At 66.6% G+C, this 16,056-nt stretch carries 13 protein-coding genes and 1 pseudogene; 9 read left to right on the forward strand and 5 right to left on the reverse strand.

Annotated elements, in window-relative coordinates:
* Nucleotides 1-158 precede the first annotated feature (158 nt).
* From BT115_RS11850 to BT115_RS11860, 3 genes are all read left to right on the forward strand, one after another.
* Entirely contained in the window at nt 159-1,784 is a 1,626-nt protein-coding gene (locus BT115_RS11850; RefSeq protein WP_072323182.1) for an N-acetylmuramoyl-L-alanine amidase, read from the forward strand.
* A 135-nt stretch (nt 1,785-1,919) separates the two neighbouring features.
* A complete protein-coding gene (gene mutL, locus BT115_RS11855; protein WP_072322794.1) occupies nt 1,920-3,761 on the forward strand; it encodes a DNA mismatch repair endonuclease MutL in 1,842 nt (613 codons plus the stop codon).
* 45 nt (nt 3,762-3,806) lie between these two features.
* Nucleotides 3,807-4,640 (forward strand): DUF1684 domain-containing protein, encoded by an 834-nt coding sequence (locus BT115_RS11860; protein ID WP_072322795.1) that lies wholly within the window; start codon nt 3,807-3,809, stop codon nt 4,638-4,640.
* 138 nt (nt 4,641-4,778) lie between these two features.
* On the opposite strand, the gene BT115_RS11865 is transcribed toward BT115_RS11860, so the two are convergent.
* Complete coding sequence (locus BT115_RS11865) at nt 4,779-5,561, reverse strand: enoyl-CoA hydratase/isomerase family protein (protein WP_072322796.1); 783 nt, start codon at nt 5,559-5,561, stop codon at nt 4,779-4,781.
* A 165-nt stretch (nt 5,562-5,726) separates the two neighbouring features.
* Here BT115_RS11865 and BT115_RS11870 point away from each other — a divergent pair, with 165 nt between their 5' ends.
* From BT115_RS11870 to BT115_RS11885, 3 genes and pseudogenes are all read left to right on the forward strand, one after another.
* Complete coding sequence (locus tag BT115_RS11870; protein WP_072322797.1) at nt 5,727-6,446, forward strand: FKBP-type peptidyl-prolyl cis-trans isomerase; 720 nt, start codon at nt 5,727-5,729, stop codon at nt 6,444-6,446.
* 29 nt (nt 6,447-6,475) lie between these two features.
* A pseudogene (locus BT115_RS11880) lies at nt 6,476-7,278 on the forward strand (CoA pyrophosphatase).
* Nucleotides 7,272-8,144, forward strand: a complete 873-nt coding sequence (locus tag BT115_RS11885; RefSeq protein WP_072322799.1) for a sulfurtransferase — start codon at nt 7,272-7,274, stop codon at nt 8,142-8,144. Before BT115_RS11880 ends, BT115_RS11885 begins: the two are co-directional and overlap by 7 nt.
* A 12-nt stretch (nt 8,145-8,156) precedes the next feature.
* Here BT115_RS11885 and BT115_RS11890 read toward each other — a convergent pair whose 3' ends face one another.
* Nucleotides 8,157-9,191 carry an oxidoreductase gene (locus BT115_RS11890; RefSeq protein ID WP_072322800.1) on the reverse strand — a complete coding sequence of 345 codons (1,035 nt, stop codon included), beginning with the start codon at nt 9,189-9,191 and terminating at the stop codon, nt 8,157-8,159.
* 94 nt (nt 9,192-9,285) lie between these two features.
* Between BT115_RS11890 and BT115_RS11895 the strand changes: the two genes are divergently transcribed.
* Nucleotides 9,286-10,842, forward strand: coding sequence for a POT-type proton-dependent oligopeptide transporter (locus tag BT115_RS11895; protein ID WP_072322801.1), 1,557 nt, complete (start codon nt 9,286-9,288; stop codon nt 10,840-10,842).
* A 54-nt stretch (nt 10,843-10,896) separates the two neighbouring features.
* Entirely contained in the window at nt 10,897-11,703 is an 807-nt protein-coding gene (locus BT115_RS11900; protein ID WP_072322802.1) for a glucose 1-dehydrogenase, read from the forward strand.
* Between the two features lie 3 nt (nt 11,704-11,706).
* Here BT115_RS11900 and BT115_RS11905 read toward each other — a convergent pair whose 3' ends face one another.
* The 3 genes from BT115_RS11905 to BT115_RS11915 are packed head-to-tail and all read right to left on the reverse strand — an operon-like array spanning nt 11,707 to nt 14,308.
* Entirely contained in the window at nt 11,707-12,507 is an 801-nt protein-coding gene (locus tag BT115_RS11905; RefSeq protein ID WP_072322803.1) for a metallophosphoesterase family protein, read from the reverse strand.
* A complete protein-coding gene (locus tag BT115_RS11910) occupies nt 12,504-13,451 on the reverse strand; it encodes a diacylglycerol/lipid kinase family protein (protein WP_072322804.1) in 948 nt (315 codons plus the stop codon). The genes BT115_RS11905 and BT115_RS11910 overlap by 4 nt, the downstream gene beginning before the upstream one ends.
* A 41-nt stretch (nt 13,452-13,492) precedes the next feature.
* A complete protein-coding gene (locus BT115_RS11915) occupies nt 13,493-14,308 on the reverse strand; it encodes a phosphatase PAP2 family protein (RefSeq protein WP_255369413.1) in 816 nt (271 codons plus the stop codon).
* 41 nt (nt 14,309-14,349) lie between these two features.
* On the opposite strand from BT115_RS11915, the gene BT115_RS11920 reads away from it, so the two are divergent.
* Nucleotides 14,350-15,948: an alpha/beta hydrolase gene (locus tag BT115_RS11920; protein WP_083527430.1), complete on the forward strand. Its 1,599-nt coding sequence runs from the start codon at nt 14,350-14,352 to the stop codon at nt 15,946-15,948.
* Nucleotides 15,949-16,056 lie beyond the last annotated feature (108 nt).

Genomic DNA, 16,056 nt, shown 5'->3' on the forward strand with positions numbered 1-16,056 from the left:
GCGCGGGCCCGCCCTCGGGGCGCGGTCATCCGGTTGCCCCGTTTCTGCTCATTTGCGGACCTTTCCTGTACGCGCGTTGACGAAGTGTTCGCAGGTCATGGATTAACAAGGGAAAACGCCTTGCATTCAGCGGGCGCATGGAGTTCAATCCTGGCCATATGAGGGGAATCACTAACAAACTTGGACTTATTGCGTGCGTGACGGCTGTCGCGGCGCTGGCGGCTGCGTCCGTATCCGCGGCTGACATCAAAGCGGCGCGCGTCTGGGCGGGCCCCGAATACACGCGCGTGGTTTTCGACCTGTCCGGTCCCGCGACGTACAAGATGTCCCAGGGCGATACGCCTGGGAGCGTCGTGCTCGATGTGGCCGGCAGCTCGGTGGCCGGCGATTTCTCGACGCCGTCGGGGCAGGGCCTGTTCAAGTCCATGAAGGCCGTCAAACAGGGCGGCGCGGCGCGAGTGGTTGCCACGGTGGACGCCACGGCGAAGCCCAAGAGTTTCCTGCTCAAGCCGGCCGGGGATTACGGCTATCGCCTGGTCCTGGACCTGTACCCCGGAGGACAGAGTGACCCGGGTGACAACCCGGTCACGGACGACGCACCGGCGGTGGCCGCGGCGCCTGCGAAGGTTTCCGTTGCGCCCGCGCGTACGTCGCGCGGCAAAACCGTGCCTGCCGGCAAGCCGCCGATGCTTGCCAGTGAACGTAAGGTCGTCGTGGCCATCGACGCCGGTCATGGTGGCGAAGATCCGGGTGCCCGCGGCGCCACCGGCCTGCGCGAGAAAGATGTCACGCTGCAGGTGGCGCGCGAGCTCGCCGATCAGATCAACCGCCAGCCTGGCATGCAGGCCGTGCTGACCCGCAACGGTGATTACTTCATTCCGTTGAAGCGTCGCTACCAGATCGCGCGCGAGCACAACGCGGACATGTTCGTCTCGATCCACGCGGACGCCTTCAAGAACAGCGACGCCAAGGGTTCTTCGGTCTGGGTGCTCTCGCCGCGAGGCAAGACGTCCGAAGCTGCCCGCTGGCTGGCCGACCGCGAAAACCGCGCCGACCTCGTGGGCGGTGTCTCGCTCGACGACAAGGACGACACGCTGGCCGCGGTCCTGTTGGATCTGCAGCAGGGTTACGCGATGCAGGCAAGCGAATCCATCGCCGGCAACGTGCTCAAGGCGCTGGGGCGCCTCGGCCCGACGCATCGCGGCTACGTGGAGCGCGCGAACTTCGTGGTGCTGCGCTCGCCGGACGTGCCGTCGATCCTGGTGGAAACCGCGTTCATCACCAATCCGTCCGAGGAACGCCGCCTGCGCGACGAGGGCCACCGCCGCGAACTGGCGACGGCCGTGCTCGGTGGCGTGCGCAATTATTTCGAGTCGATGCCGCCTCCCGGCACCTGGTTCGCTGCGCAGGCCGCTCGTCGCAATGGGACGGTGGTCGCCTCGGTCACGCCACCCGCCTCGTCCGTCAAGGACAACGGCAATGACGACAGCGACAACGCGGATGACAGCAGCGGCACGGCTGCCGCAGCGCCCGCACCACGCGCCGCGCCCTCGACCAAGGCGGCCGACCGCGCGATCGCCAAGGCGGACAAGCCAGCCAGCGCCCGTGCGCCGCGCGGCCGTGCCGACGACAACGTGCGCGACGTGCATCGCGTCAACCGGGGCGAGACCCTTACCGGCATCGCCCAGCAATACGGCGTGTCGGTCGGTGCGTTGAAGCTCGCCAACAAGATGACCGACAACACGGTGCGCGTCGGCTCGGTGATGGTGATTCCGTCGGGCTGATCGGTACCTAGCCCGGTGGGAGCCAGCCTGCTGGCGATCGGCACTCGCCGCAAGCACCCATCGCCAGCAGGCTGGCTCCCACCCGGTACACCTTCGGCTATCCTCTTGGCCTGAACGTGCTGTCAGGTCTTTCCCATGCCCATCCGTCCACTGCCCCCCGAGCTGATCAATCAGATCGCGGCCGGTGAAGTCATCGAGCGCCCCGCCTCGGTGGTGAAGGAACTCGTCGAGAACAGCATCGACGCCGGTGCGCGACGCATCGAAGTCGATATCGAACAAGGCGGGGTGCGGTTGATCCGCGTGCGTGACGACGGTGGCGGCATCCCGCGCGACGAACTCGCCTTGGCCGTCGCTTCGCACGCCACCAGCAAGATCGGCAGCTTCGACGATCTGGAGCGCGTGTCCAGCATGGGATTCCGTGGTGAAGCGCTGGCCTCGGTATCGTCGGTGGCGCGTTTCTCGCTCACCTCACGACAGCCTCACGAAGACGCCGCATGGCGGATCGAAGTCGATGGCGGCCGCACCCAGGAGGTGAGGCCCGCTCAGCATCCGCCGGGCACCACCATCGAGGTGCGCGATCTGTTCTACAACGTGCCGGCGCGGCGCAAGTTCCTTCGTGCGGAACGCACCGAGTTCGCGCATATCGACGACCTGTTGAAATCGCTGGCGCTGGCGCGCGAAGGCGTGGACATCCGGCTCAGCCACAACGGCAAGCCGGTGCGTCTGCTGAAGCCCGCGCGCGACGAGCATGCCGCGCTGGCGCGCGTCGCCGAGGTGCTTGGTGCGGACTTCCCAGGCCAGGCCCTGCGTGTGGAGCACGAGGCCGCCGGCATGCGTCTATCCGGCTGGGTCGGTCTGCCGACGGCGTCGCGTTCGCAGGCGGATCAGCAGTATTTCTACGTCAATGGCCGGCTCGTGCGCGATCGCGTTGTGGCCCATGCGGTGCGCCAGGCGTATGCGGATGTGCTCTTCCACGGGCGGCATCCGGTGTTCGTGCTGTTTCTCGAACTCGATCCCGCAGGCGTGGATGTCAATGTGCATCCGGCAAAAAGCGAAGTGCGTTTTCGCGAGCAGCGACTCATTCACGACTTCCTCTTCCGCACGCTGCACGAGGCGCTGGCACAGACCCGCGCCGGCATCGCCGTGCCGGTTTCGGAGGCGCCCATGCCCATGGCCGTCGGTGGAAGTGGTTTCGCGGAAGCGCGCACGTCGTCGTTGTCGTCATCTTCGATGCCTGCGTGGCCGCAGTCGGCCAGTCAGTCGCGTTTGAACCTCGGTGTGCGCGACACGCCGCTCGCCGACTACGCGACGCTGTTTGGTTCGACGCAGCCGTCTACGCCGGTAACCTCGTGGACGCCGCCCGCCGGCAACGCGTCGGAAGAGGGCGGCGACGTTCCGCCGCTCGGCTATGCGATCGCGCAATTGAAGAACATCTATGTGCTCGCGGAGAACGCGCACGGCCTCGTGCTCGTCGACATGCATGCGGCCCACGAACGCATCACCTACGAAAAACTGAAGAACGGTCGCGTCACCGCCAATCTGCGCTCGCAGATGTTGCTGGTGCCATTGTCGATTGCTGTGAGTGCGAAGGAGGCCGCTGCGGCCGAAGAGCATGCGGAAGCTCTTGGTGAGTGGGGCCTCGAACTGTCGCGCAGTGGTCCCAGCGGCGTGGTCGTGCGCCGCATTCCGTCACTGCTCGAAGGCGCCGACGTGGCGCAATTGACGCGCGATGTACTTGGCGAACTGGCGCAACACGGCAGTTCGCACCGACTGGAAGAGCTGGAGAACGAGTTGCTCTCCACCATGGCCTGTCATGGTTCCGTGCGTGCCGGCCGACGCCTCGGCATTCCCGAAATGAATGCCCTGCTGCGTGAGATGGAAGCCACCGAACGCTCGGGTCAATGCAATCACGGCCGGCCCACCTGGGTGCAACTCTCGCTCGGCGAACTCGATCGTCTGTTCCTGCGCGGTCGCTGACGTCAGCGTTCCTCTCTCTCCTGCTCACCTGCCCACGAGATCGTCATGACCGACCCTTCCACTCACGCGCGCGAGGTGGACGAAGCCCGCGCTGCTCGCCTTGCACTGCTGACGGCGCCCGGCGGCTGGCTCAGCCTGATCGCCTTCGAATGGCTGAAGGAGGGAGCGAACCGTATCGGCAGCGCGAGTCACAACGATATTGTGCTTACGGCCGGCCCCGCCGAACTCGGCGTCGTCACCTTGCAGGATGACGGCAGCACGACGATCACGTTTGCTCCGGGCAGCGACGCGCGCGTGGACGGCGTCGAGGTGCCGCGCGCCACGTTGCTCGACGACGCGGGCGGACGTATGCCGAGTGAAGTGCAGTTCGGCTCTGCGCGACTTTTCGTCATCCAGCGTGACGGCCGCAAGGCCTTGCGCGTGCGCGACGAGGCCGCGCCGACGCGCATCGACTTCCGCGGGCTGGATTATTTCCCGGTCGATTCGACGTGGCGTGTCGTCGCCGACTGGGTGCCGTTCGATCCGCCCTACGAACTCGAACTCGGTACCGCGATCGGCACCATCGAGAAAGAGCTCGTTCCTGGAAAGGCGGTCTTCACGCGCGATGGAAAAACCCACGAGCTGTATCCGTACCACGAGACGCCCGATGCGCTGTTCTTCATCTTCGGGGATCTGACCAGCGGCAAGGAAACCTACGGTGCAGGGCGCTTCCTCGATACGGGCCTGCCCGTCGACGGCAAGCTCGTGCTCGACTTCAATCTGGCCCGCAATCCGCCGTGCGTCTTTACCCCGTATGCCACCTGCCAACTCGCGCCGCCGGAGAACCGGCTCGACGTGCGCGTGGAAGCAGGCGAGCTGACCTATCGCGGCGGGCGCTAGGTTCGTTTAGGAGGGGCTTGTACGGCGATACGGCCGCAGCGGGTAAGCCTGGCGCGAGCACCCATCGCCGGCAGGCCGGCTCCCACCAAGACGGCGTGCCGGCTCTGACGCCGCGCCGGGTTCTGCCTCGGCGGACGCTCAGGCGCCCTTGAAGCTCGCCTTGCGCCGTTCCAGAAATGCCGACGTGCCTTCGCGCATGTCTTCGGTGGAGAAGGCGATCGCGAAGCCCTGCGTTTCAAACGCCAGACCTTGATCGATCGCGCATTCGCCGCCTTCGATCACCGCGTCGAGAATGCCCTTCAGCGCAAGCGGCGCGGCGGCGGCGAGCTGGTCGGCCATGGCATCGACGGTGGCGTCCAGTTCATCCGCGGCGACCACGCGCGTCACGAGGCCGAGGCGTTCGGCACGTGCGGCATCGATCTGCTGGCCGAGCAGGCAGAGTTCCAGCGCCGCGCCACGCCCAGTGAGACGGGTCAGTCGCTGCGTGCCGCCGAAGCCGGGAATCAGGCCAAGGCCGATTTCCGGCTGGCCGAAGCGTGCTTTCTCGCTCGCCACACGCAGATGGCAGGCCATCGCCAGTTCCATGCCGCCGCCCAGCGCGTAGCCATGGATGCGCGCAATCACCGGCTTGCCGAGGCGTTCGACCGTAAGCATCAAGGTCTGCCCGGCGTGCGAGGCCGCCTGCGCCTGCACCGGCGTCCAGGCGGTCATTTCCGAGATGTCCGCGCCGGCCACGAAGGCCTTCTCGCCCGCACCGGACAGCACCACCACGCGCACGCCGTCGTCCTGCGCTGCCTGGCGAAACGCCAGCGTCAGCTCACCGATGGTCTCGCGGTTGAGTGCGTTCAGCTTGTCGGGGCGGTTGACGGTGATCGTGCGGACGGCGCCACGATCGGCGGTGGTGAGCGTACGAAAGGCCATGGCGGCTCCGGAGCGGCGGGAATGGGGTGAACAGGTCTCAGGGAGCGGGATGGTAGCAGCAGGGGAACCTTTACCCCGCTCGTGGCGTCTGATGGCGAACGGGCGGGGCGCCTGCCGATGGTATTCTCCACGCACGCCCATGGTTCCGGGTTCACGGAGAACGGGATGTCACCCTTGCGTTTCCTGGTCATGTTCGCTGCCCTGTCGCTGCCGTTTGCGGCGGTGGGCGCGCAGTCGGCGTCGACGGCACCTGTGTCGGGCGCACCGGCGATCGACAAGACCAAGCTCTCCTATGCGATCGGCTACCAGATCGGTACGCAGTTCGCCAACAGCGCGCAGCCGGACGTGGATATCGCGGTCCTTGTGAAGGCGCTGCAGGATGGCTACGCGAAGCGTCCGCCGGGTGTATCCATCGACGTGATGCAGCAGCAGCTCGTCAACTTCGACGCAAAGGTGCAGCGCGATTCCGCGGTGGAGTTCCGCCGTGTCGCGGCGGCGAATGCGAAGCGCAGCGCCGACTTCCTCGCGCGCAATCGCACCCGGTCCGGGGTGGTCACGCTGCCGTCGGGCATCCAGTACGCCGTGCTCGCCAAGGGCACCGGTCCACAGGCGCAGGTCACCAGTACCGTCGTGGTCAATTACCGTGGTGCGCTGATCGACGGCACGGAATTCGACAGCTCGTACGCCCATGGCAAGCCGGTGACCTTTACCGTGAACCGGGTCATCCCGGGCTGGCAGGACGTGATCCCGCGCATGCATGTCGGCGATCGCTGGAAGGTGGTCATCCCGCCCCAACTGGCCTACGGCGAACGTGGCGAATTGCCGCGTATCGGACCGAACGAGGCGCTGGTGTTCGAAATCGAGCTGATGGGCATCGTCCCGTAGTCGGCGGCGTGACCATTGTCGGCGCTAGAATGACCGACGGTATGGTTATCGCTTCCTCCTCCCAGCTTCCTCTCTCGCCCTGCACGGGTGTCTGCCGGCTTGACGCCCGGGGCCTTTGCATGGGCTGCCTGCGCACCGGCGATGAGATTGCGCGGTGGTCGACGATGGACGACGCGCAGAAGCTCTGGATCATGGACGAGATCCTGCCACGCCGGCAGGGCGCCTGATGGACGAGATGCTGGCGAGGCTCCGCGGTGCGCTGCTCCCGCTCGATGCGCCACCGGGGCCGCGCGGGTGGAACCACACCGACATGGCCGAGTTGATCGGCAAGGGGCCGCGGCGTCCCGCTGCCGTCTTGATCGGTATCCGCGACGACCGCGAGCAGAACGTGCTGCTGACCCTGCGCACCGACACCTTGCAACAGCACGCGGGGCAGGTGGCGTTTCCGGGCGGGCGTGTCGAGCCTGACGATGTGGATGTGGTCGCCGCCGCCTTGCGCGAAAGCCACGAGGAAATCGGACTCACCGCAGACAAGGTCACGCCGCTTGGCTTCCTCGACGTCTTCGAGACGATCAGCGGCTATGCGGTGACGCCGGTCGTGGCGCGCGTGGCGGCGGATGCGCCGCTCCGGCCCGATCCCGGCGAAGTGGCCGAGGTCTTCGAAGTGCCGTTCTCCTTTTTCCTCGAACCCGCGAACCTGCGGCGCTACACGATGGAATTCCGCGGCCATGACCGCGACATGGTCGAATTCCTCCATGCGGGTTACCGCATCTGGGGCGTCACGGCGGCCATCCTGTTCAACCTGCTCAAGCGGATGGGACACCCATGCTGATTTCGCGCACGCTGATCGATGCGGCTACGGCCGCGCACCTTCCCGCACACGACGTCCTCTTTGTGGACGCGCGCTTCGATCTCAACCAGCCCGGCGGCCGCGATCCCGGCAAGGGCGATCAGGACTACGCGCTCTCGCACATCCCCGGTGCCGTGCGAGCGGACCTTGACCGCGATCTGGCGGACATGGGCACGCCGTCGAACGGCCGCGGACGCCATCCGCTGCCGTCGGCCTCCACGTTCTCCGCGTGGTTGGGTCAGGCCGGATGGCGGCCCGATCTGCAGGTGGTGGTCTATGACGCGGCCGGTGGGTCGCTTGCGGCAGCACGCTTCTGGTGGCTGGCGCGCCTTGCCGGCATCGACAACGTCGCCGTGCTCGACGGTGGCTGGCCTGCGTGGCAAGCGGCAGGCTTCCCCACCGATAACGTCGTGCCCGTGCGCGAGCCGACGGCGGTGCACGTGACCTTCGATGCGGCGGGTACGGTAAGCGCCGACGAACTGGCGGAAGGCGTCGCCAGTGGGCGCTTGGTGCTCCTCGATGCGCGCGCTGCGCCACGCTTCCGTGGCGAGGTCGAGCCCCTCGATCCCGTCGCCGGCCATGTGCCCGGTGCGCGCAACCGGCCGTTCGCCGACAACCTCGATGCGGACGGCCGTTTCCTGTCGCCCGAGGATCTGCGCCGCGCCTTTCATCACGTCATCGGTCCGCACGAGCCGACCGACGTCGTGCATATGTGCGGCTCCGGTGTCACGGCGTGCCATAACCTGCTCGCCATGGAATATGCCGGGTTGTGCGGCTCCCGCCTTTACGCACCGTCGTGGAGCGGCTGGGTGAGCGATCCCTCGCGTGGCGTCGCCACCGGCAACTGACTTCCCGGAGGGTTAAGACAGGGGGACGGTGTGGCGTTCCTTCGCGCTGACCTGCGCGGCCTCGATCACGCGGATGACGTCGCGTGCTTCGTGCGCTTGGACGGGTAGGGGGGCCTCGCCGCGCAACGCCGCCGCAACGCCTTCGTAGAACGCGGTGTAGCGGCCCGGCAGCGTGTCGATCAGGGCGACGCTGCCGTCGGCGTCGGTGAAGCGGCCAAACAGAGCCGGCGTGTCCTCGCCCCAGCCGTCGCTGCCGGGGCGCTGCCCTTCGCGCAAGGCGGCTTCCTGACCATCGATGCCGTACTTCACGAAACTGCCGCCGTCGCCGTGCACCAGGAAGCGCGGTCCCGGATCGCGCACGAGCACCGAGGCATGGAGCACGGCGCGTCGCCGCCCGTAATCGAGCACGAGGTGGAAATAGTCGTCGGTCCTGGCGGAGGCGCGCTGTCGCGTCACGTCCGCGGTGATCGCCTGCGGCAGGCCGAACAACACGAGGGCCTGATCGATCAGATGCGCGCCCAGGTCGTAAAGCAGCCCTGAGCCCGGCGTCTCCGTTTCCCGCCAGCCTTGCTTGATCTCGGGGCGGAAGCGATCGAAGTGCGCTTCGTAATAGGCGACCTCGCCGAGACGACCATCCTCGACAAGACGGCGCACGGTGAGGAAGTCGTTGTCCCAGCGCCGATTGTGAAAAACCGACAACTGTCGATTCACGCGTGCCGCCAGCGCGATCAGTGCATCGGCTTCGGCGGCGTCGAGGGTGAACGGCTTGTCCACCACCACGTGCTTGCCCGCTTCCAGCGCCGCCCGCGCCAGCGCGGCGTGACTGTCGTTGGGTGTGGCGATCGCCACGAGTTCGATGGCGGGGTCGGCGATTAGATCTTGAGGATTTTCGTAAGCGCGCGCCTCCGGAAAATCGCGCCGGATCTCCTCGACACGCCGGCTGCCGATGGCGGCCAGCCGCAGACCTTCGGCAGCGGCAATGAGCGGTGCATGGAAGACGGCGCCAGCCGTGCCATAGCCGATGAGGCCGGTGGAGATGGGATACATGGTCGTTCCGCGTGGTGGCATGCGAGGAGGGTAGCGCGGTCGGGCTGAGCGTTTCGTTTAGGATCCTGCGGTTCCCTTCCGCTCCGGCATCCGCATGACTGCTTCCGATACGGCCGCGCCACCCGTCCGTCTGCCCCGGCAGATTCCGTACATCGTCGGCAACGAGGGCTGCGAGCGCTTCAGTTTCTACGGCATGCGGAACATCCTCACGCCGTTTTTGCTTACGTCGCTGCTGATGTACCTGCCCGAGGCCGAGCGGCCCGGCGCGGCGAAGGATGTGTTCCATACCTTCGTCATTGGCGTGTACTTCTTTCCCTTGCTCGGCGGTTGGCTGGCGGACCGCTGGCTCGGCAAGTACCGCACGGTGCTCTGGCTGAGCCTGCTCTATTGCGTGGGGCACGCATTTCTCGCGATCTTCGAGCACAGCGTGGCCGGCTTCTACACGGGGCTGGCGCTGATCGCGCTCGGGGCGGGCGGCATCAAACCCTGCGTGTCCGCCTTCGTGGGCGACCAGTTCGACGAGAGCAACCGCAAGCTCGCGAAAGTCGTCTTCGACGCGTTCTACTGGATGATCAACGTCGGCTCGTTCTTCGCGTCGTTGCTGATGCCGTATTTCCTGCGCCACTACGGCGCCGCGGTGGCGTTCGGTATTCCTGGTGTGCTGATGTTCGTGGCGACGGCCGTGTTCTGGAGCGGTCGCCGTCACTACGTGATGCTGCCGCCGACGCAGGGCGATCCGCATGGATTCCTCAAAGTCGTATGCACGGCGCTGTTCGCGCAGGCGCCGGGGCAGGGCAGGCCGGGCCTCGTCGTCGCGTGCGTCGCCTTGGTGCTCGCCGTGGCTGCCTTCGCGCTGGTGCCGTCCCTCGGCGTGGTCGCTTCGTTCTGTCTCGCTTTCGTATGCGTGCTGGGCGGCCTGGGCATCGGTGCGCGCATGCAGTTGGAGCGGGCACGCGGCAGGCATCCCGACGACGCCATCGATGCCGTGGGTGCGGTGCTTCGCGTGCTGCTGGTCTTCGCGCTGGTCACGCCGTTCTGGTCGCTGTTCGATCAGAAGGCGTCGACCTGGGTCCTGCAGGCCAACACGATGGCCGCACCGGAATGGCTGCATCCTGCGCAGATGCAGGCCGTCAATCCGGCTCTCGTGCTGCTGTTCATCCCGTTCAACAATCTCGTCGTCTTTCCGCTGCTGAGGCGTGCCGGCATCGAACCGACGGCGCTGCGTCGTATGACGACGGGCATCGTGCTGTCCGCGGTGGCGTGGGTCATCGTGGGAGCGATTCAGTTGGCTATCGACGGCGGCGACGCCGTGTCCATCGCCTGGCAGCTCGTGCCGTATTCGTTCCTCACCATGGGCGAGGTGCTCGTCTCGGCCACCGGCCTAGAGTTCGCCTACAGCCAGGCACCCCCGTCGATGAAAGGCACGTTGATGAGTTTCTGGACGCTCAGCGTCACGGTGGGCAATCTCTGGGTGCTGCTGGCGAATGCGGGCGTGCGCAACGACGCCGTACTCTCCGGCATAGCCAGCACCGGCATCGGCAGCGCAGCGTTCCAGATGTTCTTCTTCGCCGCGTTCGCGGCACTGGCCGCGCTGGCCTTTGGCCTGTACGCACGACGCTACCGTGAGGTCGACTATTACCGTCCGGCATGACGTTGCGTCGACGCGATCCCGTGGAGCATGCCTGCCATCGCCAAGGAGACACCCATGCCCGCACCGAAACGCGCTTCGCCGGTTCCCGCGCCGCCGGCCCGCGAATGGCCCGGCAAGGTCGTGCTCGTGACCGGTGGCGCTCAAGGCATCGGCAAGGGCATCGCGCAGGCGGTGCTCGAAGCGGGCGGCAACGTGGTGATTGGCGATCTGGATGTCGAAGCCGGACACGCCTGCCTTGAGGAATGGAACGTTCCGGATCGTGCGATGTTCCGGCGTCTCGATGTTTCGCGGGAAGCGAACGTGAAGGCATTCGTCGCGGCGGCGCTACGTCGCTTCGGACGGATCGACGGTCTGGTCAACAACGCGGGCATCGCGGACCCGGAAACCGGGCCGCTGGACGCGCTGGATGCGTCGGAGTGGAAACGCCGCCTCGACACCAATCTCGGCGGTGCCTTCCTGTGCAGCAAGCACGCGTTGCCGTCGTTGAAGAAAAGCAACGGCGCGATCGTCAACATCGCCTCGTCGCGGGCGCATCAGTCCGAGCCCGACACGGAAGCGTATGCCGCGAGCAAGGGCGGCATCGTGGCTTTGACCCACGCGCTCGCGATCAGTGCCGGTCCGGTGCGCATCAACGCGATCAACCCAGGCTGGATTGCGGTGGATGACTGGAAGAAGCCGTCGGCGCGAAAGACGCCGAAGCTGAGTGCGGCCGATCATGCGCAGCACCCTGTGGGAAGAGTGGGTGTGCCGCCGGACATCGGCGCGCTCGCGGTCTTCCTGCTGTCGTCGCAAGCCGGCTTCATCACCGGTCAGAACATCACCGTGGATGGCGGCATGAGCCGCAAGATGCAGTACGTGTAGGCTCTATCGCTGCAACGGGATGGTTGTCATCTGCCCGGCATCGAACTGCCGGCGGCCTTCGTCATAGTCCCACTGTTCGACCGTCGCGACGCCGCGATCGGGTTCGTGCCGAATGACATGGAAGGAATTGCTGATCCCCTCGCGGATGCGCGACGACACGGCGGTACCCGCCTGCACCGACCACAAAGGCCGAGCGAGCCGACGCGTCTCGTTGTCCAGGGGTCGGACGTAGGGTAGATGGATATGGCCGCCGAGCACGAGGTCGGCTCCCGCCTCGGCCCAGGCGACGATCGCTGGCTCGCGGTGGATGAGGAGGTTGGCGATGTCCTTGTCGCGGATCACATGCACCGGCTGGTGCGTCACCACGATGCGCAGTTGATCGCGGTCTGCCTGTCGCAGCCGCTCGCACACCCGCGCAATCTGCGCGTCGGACACTTCGCCGTTCTTGTGCCGGGTGGCACGCACCGTGTTGACGCCGATGACCAGCAGGCGGGGGGCGGTGAAGATCGGTTCGAGGTCGGTGCCGAAGGCTCGACGATAGCCTCCAAAGGGATCGAACGCCCGCGCGACGAGATTGAGCAGCGGCACGTCGTGATTGCCCGGTATGGCAAGCCACGGCCGTTCGAGCGTATCGACGAAGTGTCGCGCGGCAGCGAACTGCGCACGCCGTGCGCGCTGGGTCACGTCGCCCGAGAGAATCACCAGTTCGGGCTGCAATGCGCGGATCGACGTGCGCAGTGCGTCGACCACTTCCGCACGCTCGGTCCCGAAATGCGGATCGGAGATCTGGACGACCAGGCTCAACCCGGGTCCTCCCCCGGTTGACGTACGCGATCGGTGAGCAGACGAAGCGGGCGCGGGGCGGCGCGAAACACGATCGGCGGCTTGAGCCAGACGATCTCGCCGTCCACCGCCACCTTGATCGCATGATGGTGATGCTTCGGCTGTACGGTGATTTCGCGGAACGCGAAGCTCACTGCGTTCTCGGCTTCACCCAGCTTGCCCAGTGCGCCGCGAAGGATCAGTCCGAGCATCGTGAGTCTGCCGATCGGCTTCAGCACCAGACCCGCGAGCCATCCTTCGTTGCGATGCACGGCCTCGGCCTCGTCGAGCCCGATCTTTTCCAGCTGCAGTGCGTTGTTGCCTACGAACAACGTGGGCGTGCGAACTTGGCGAGTGCGCTCGCCGTCGCTCACTTCGATACGCAGCGGGCGATAGCCGCGCATCATGGTCGCCAGCCCGGACCACAGGGCCACGATGCGGTGCCGACCGAAACGCTGCTTCCACGCCTCGCGATCTTCCAGTACCTGCGGGTAAAGGCCCAGGCTACCGTTCACGAGGAACACGCGGTCGTTGACCATGCCGATCTGCGTGTCGCACGGCGTCGCGCGCACCAGCGCCTCGGTCGCTTCCCGCGCGTCCAGCGGGATGCCATGAGTGCGGCCCACGAAGTTGAACGTGCCCTGCGGCAGCACCCCCATGACCAGATCGTCCGCCCAGGCGGCGGAAGCGACGCAGTTGATCGTGCCGTCGCCACCCGCTGCGACCAGTGCGGCGCCGGTCGCCTTGGCGTGGGCCGCAGCGTCGCGGACCACGGTCACGATGTCTCGATCGCCGTCGATCAGGAAGAAGCGATAGGGGCGTCCGGCCGCGTCGAGGACGGCGGCAATCGTCTGCCGAGCCTCCTCAGCGGACTGCTTGCCGGACCCGGCGTTCATGACGATGGCGAAGGAGGATGCGTGGCTCATGCGTCACAAGGAACCATTCGCGCCGTCATGCCCGCATGAAATTACGTCGTAGCGCGGCGTCCCTCGCGCAGGCGGACGTACTCCGCGCTGCCGGCACAGAGCGTGACCCAGGCGAGGCCAGTCGCGTAGCCGGCCATCACGTCGCTGAAATAATGCACCTGAAGCAGGATGCGGCTGATGCCCACCAGCGTGATCATGGCGACCGCTGCGACCACGATCGCGCGATGCCACCGGGGCGGTGCCAGCACCAGCAATACGTAAGCGAGCATGCCGTAGAAGACCATCGATCCCGAGGCGTGCCCGCTGGGGAAGCTGTAGCTGCGTTCGATGATGAAGCCGTGATCGTGCAGCGGCCTTTCGCGCTGGAACCATGCCTTCAATGCGCTATTGATGAGCGCCGTACCTACCAACGCCGCGATCCACATCGCGGCGAGCCGGACGTGGCGCCGCCAAAGAAGAGCCACGAAAACGATCAGCGTGGCGACGCCGACCACGAGGGGATCGCCGGCATGCGTGAGCAGCGCGATCACCCGCAACGCCGGGAGCGGCATGTTGGAACGGAGGTCCTGCGCGAGCGCGGCATCGAAGACGGTAAGACCGGCCGCTTCGCGTACCTCGACTGCGATCGCTGCGGCGATCGTCAGGGTGGCGACCACCACCGCGATCACGGTCACCGGTCGAAGCAGGCGGCGCGCAGCGGCATCCTGGCCCTCGCGGCGCCGCACGGCGCGTCGCCAGGCGAGGTCGGTGCCGACGAGTGCCAGCGCCAGCAGCACCGCCCAGATCGACAGCGCATGCCGGCTGATCCACTCCGCGTCCATTCCGTTCGCTCCTAGTCTCGTGGCAGGATCGGCCATGTTGCCACGCCGCGCGCCGCGGCTCGATAAGGGGACTTCCGATGAAAAGCTCGCCGGCCCGCGCGGCCCTGCTGTTTGCCTTCCTCGCCGGGGGCGCTGCCGCGACCCATGCGGACGACGCGCCGCTGGCGCACCGCATCGTGCGCGTGACCCTCGACGGTGCGGTCGACAAGGGCACATCCGGCCGCTTGCTGCTGTTCGCGATGCCCGCGGCCGACGCCAAGGACGGCAAGATCGATGCCGTCGACACCAATCCGTTCCAGCCTAAGGCGGTGTCCGTGGCGGCACGCGAGGTGAGCTGGATCGCGCCCGGCCAGTCGGTCGACCTGGATGCGGACGGCGAGGCGTTCCCGGCCGGGTTCTCCGCCTTGCCGCCGGGCGATTACCTGTTCCAGGCCGTGCTCGACGTCAACCACGACTACAACTACAGCGGCCGTCACGCGGGCGACCTCGTCAGCGAGGTGACGCCGGTGAAGCTGTCGCCCGGCGCGAGCGTGCCGACGATCAAGCTCAGCAAGAGCGTGCCGGCCAAGGATCCCTGGGTGCTCCCGCCCTCCGTGCCGCAGGCCCTGCGCGACGCGCTTCCCGAAGCGCGCCAGCATGCCCATGCAGAGGTGCTGGAAAGTCCGTTGCTCACCGCATTTGCCGGCCGCCCGCTCTCGATTCGCGCCTGGGTGGTCACGCCGCCCGGCTACGATGCCAACGGCAGCACGCGCTATCCCACGGTGTATCTGACCCACGGCTTCGGCGGCGGCTTCGACCGCTTCGCCCCCACCATGACGTACCTGTGGACGGCGATGACGAAGAAAGAGATCCCGCCGATGATCTGGGTACTGCTCGACGAGTCCGGCCCGACGGGCACGCACGAATTCGCCGATTCGGTGAACAACGGGCCCTGGGGCCAGGCACTGACCACGGAGTACATCCCCTGGCTGGAAGGCCGCTACCGGATGGATGCCAAGCCGAGCGGTCGTTTCCTCAATGGTCACTCGTCGGGCGGCTGGGCCACGCTGTGGTTGCAGACCCGCTACCCGACGGTCTTCGGCGGTACCTGGTCCACGTCGCCCGATCCGAGCGACTTCCGCGACTTCACCGGCATCGACATCTACGCGCCGAATGCCAACGCCTATAAGAAACCCGACGGCTCGGCCAATCCTCTGGTTCGCGACAAGGGCAAGGTCATCGCCACCTTCGAGACGTTCGCCAAGCTCGAACGCGTGCTCGGGCCTTACGGCGGCCAGCTCGCGTCGTTCGAGTGGGTCTTCTCGCCGCGTGGCAAGGATGGCCGCCCGCAGCCGATGTTCAACCGGGACACCGGCGCGGTCGATCCCGACGTGGCGGCGTACTGGCGCGCGCACTACGACATCGCGCAGCGGCTGCGCACGCAGTGGCCGGCGTTGAAACCCGACCTCGACGGCAAGATCCATCTGTTCGTCGGTACCGCCGATACCTTCTACCTCGATGGTTCCGCGCGGTTGCTGAAAGAAACCCTCGACGGTCTGCACGCGAAGAGCGACATCCAGTTCTTCCCCGGCAAGACGCACTTCGATCTCTATACCGAGGGTGACGACCGCCAGGCTCTGCTCAAGAAGATCGCCTGGGCGATGTACGGCGTGGCGCGGCCGGGGCAGGGGAAATAAACGGCGTATCCGCGGGGCCTTCGCCTGACGGAGGTCCCGCGGTTTCGACCATCGTCCAGAGGCACTCGGTCGGCACCTCACATACTCTCGGACGGTCCCACCCGAAGG

It is taken from the genome of Luteibacter sp. UNCMF366Tsu5.1, assembly GCF_900119235.1.
Lineage (GTDB): Bacteria > Pseudomonadota > Gammaproteobacteria > Xanthomonadales > Rhodanobacteraceae > Luteibacter > Luteibacter flocculans.